Below are 2,075 nucleotides of genomic sequence, written 5' to 3' on the forward strand. Positions count from 1 at the left end.
CGCGGGCGCGGGCCCGCCGCGCGGCCGCTCGGCCCGGGCTTCGGCCACGACGAGCCGGTCGAGGTCTCGCTGACCTTCGACGACAACCGCCTCGCGAGCCTCGTCTTCGGCCAGTACGACCAGAACGTCGCGCATATCGAGCGCCGGCTGGAGGTGACGGCCACCGCGCTGGGCAACCACGTCGTGCTCAAGGGCTCGCCGGACGCGACCGAGCGTGCCCGCCGGGTGTTCGAGAAGCTCTACGCCCGCGTGCGGACCGGCGGCAGCGCCCTGACGCTGGGCGACGTCGACGGCGCGATCCAGGAGGCCACCGTCCAGGGCCAGCTGTTCCCGGCGGCCGCCATCGCCGCCGAGCCGGACCGGCCGCATTTCGAGCAGATCGCCACGCGCAAGCGCGGCGCGGTCCGCGCCCGGAACGCGGCACAGGACGCCTACATCAAGGCCCTGCGCGCCAACGAGCTCGTCTTCGCCGAGGGTCCGGCCGGCACCGGCAAGACCTGGCTCGCCGTCGGCCACGCGGTCTCGCTGCTGGAGCAGGGCCACGCCGAGCGGCTGATCCTCTCGCGCCCGGCGGTCGAGGCCGGCGAGCGCCTCGGCTTCCTCCCCGGCGACATGCGCGACAAGGTCGACCCGTACCTGCGCCCGATCTACGACGCGCTCTACGACTTCATGGAGGCGCGCCACGTCGACCGCGGCCTGCAGACCGGGGTGATCGAGATCGCGCCGCTGGCCTTCATGCGCGGGCGCACGCTCACCAACGCGATCGTGCTGCTGGACGAGGCGCAGAACACCACCTCGATGCAGATGAAGATGTTCCTGACCCGGCTCGGCGAGAACTCGCGGATGATCGTCACCGGCGATCCCTCCCAGGTCGACCTGCCGCCGGGGCAGAAGTCGGGGCTGGTCGAGGCGGTGCGGGTGCTCGACGGCGTCGAGGGCATCGGCCGCATCAACTTCCGGGACAAGGACGTGGTCCGCCACGACCTCGTGCGCCGCATCGTCACCGCCTACGAGGGCGCGGCCCACGGCGAGGCGGATGCCGACCGCAACCCGAACCCGCGGCGGCGGCCGCTCGCGTGATGGGGCACGCGATCGACATGGTGGTCGAGGTGGCGATCGAGGACGAACGCTGGAGCGGCGCGGTCCCCGACCTCGAAGCCTTCGTGATTCGCGCCGTCGAGGCCGGTCTCGCCGCGGCCCCCGAGCCGCCCGCCGGCCCGGTCGAGGTCAGCGTCCTGCTCGCCGACGACGCCACCGTGCAGGCGCTCAACCGGACCTGGCGGGGCAAGGACCGGCCCACCAACGTGCTGTCGTTTCCGTCCTCGCCGCAGCCCGCCCATGCCGGCGTCGCGGTGCCGCTCGGCGACGTCGTTCTTGCGTACGACACGTTGGTGCGCGAAAGTGCCGAGCAGTCGAAGCCGCTCGTCCACCACCTCGCGCATCTCCTGGTTCATGGCACCCTCCACCTGCTCGGTCAGGACCACGAGACCGGCGACGCGGACGCGGAGGCCATGGAGGCCCTGGAGGTCGCGGCGCTCGCGACCCTCGGCGTGCCCGACCCTTACGCGGACTCCGCGGCCGGCTGAGCGACGACGTCCCAACCGATCCCAGACACGAGAGACATGACCCACGATCGAAGTCGCGGCGCGGCCCAGGCCGCGCTCAGTTCCAACGAGGCGGAATCGGGTGCGCGCGAGCCCTGGTACGACCGCCTCCTCCAGGTGCTGCACCTGAAACCGCGCGATTCGCTGCGCGGCGACATCGAAGAGGCCCTGGCCGAGCCCGATTCGGGTGAGAACGCGTTCTCGCCGCTCGAGCGCGCCATGCTCAAGAACGTCCTCGGGCTGCACAAGGTGCGCGTCGACGACGTGATGATCCCGCGGGCCGACATCGTCGCGGTCTCGGTCGAGACCAGCCTCGGCGACCTGCTGAAGCTGTTCCGCACCGCCGGCCATTCCCGCCTGCCGGTCTACGGCGAGACGCTCGACGACCCGCGCGGCATGGTCCACATCCGCGACTTCGTGGACCACATCGCCGCGCGGGCCGAGGCCGCCCCGCGCCGCAGCGCCGCGGCC

The 2,075-nt window shown here is 72.4% G+C and carries 3 protein-coding genes; all 3 read left to right on the plus strand.

The window, feature by feature from the left end; all coding sequences use genetic code 11:
* The first annotated feature begins 69 nt into the window (after positions 1-69).
* A complete protein-coding gene (locus FV223_RS26110) occupies positions 70-1,080 on the plus strand; it encodes a PhoH family protein (protein ID WP_147729658.1) in 1,011 nt (336 codons plus the stop codon).
* Positions 1,080-1,586 carry an rRNA maturation RNase YbeY gene (ybeY, locus tag FV223_RS26115; protein WP_147729656.1) on the plus strand — a complete coding sequence of 169 codons (507 nt, stop codon included), beginning with the start codon at positions 1,080-1,082 and terminating at the stop codon, positions 1,584-1,586. The genes FV223_RS26110 and ybeY overlap by 1 nt, the downstream gene beginning before the upstream one ends.
* A gap of 36 nt (positions 1,587-1,622) precedes the next feature.
* The coding region (locus FV223_RS26120) for a CBS domain-containing protein (RefSeq protein ID WP_147729657.1) at positions 1,623-2,075 on the plus strand (453 nt) is incomplete at its 3' end.

The sequence above is a fragment of the Methylobacterium sp. WL116 genome, from assembly GCF_008039455.1.
GTDB lineage: Bacteria > Pseudomonadota > Alphaproteobacteria > Rhizobiales > Beijerinckiaceae > Methylobacterium.

Excerpts from the sequence above, each read along its gene's own strand:
- ybeY (WP_147729656.1), top strand. The coding sequence starts at position 1,080 with ATGGGGCACGCGATCGACATGGTGGTCGAGGTGGCGATCGAGGACGAA.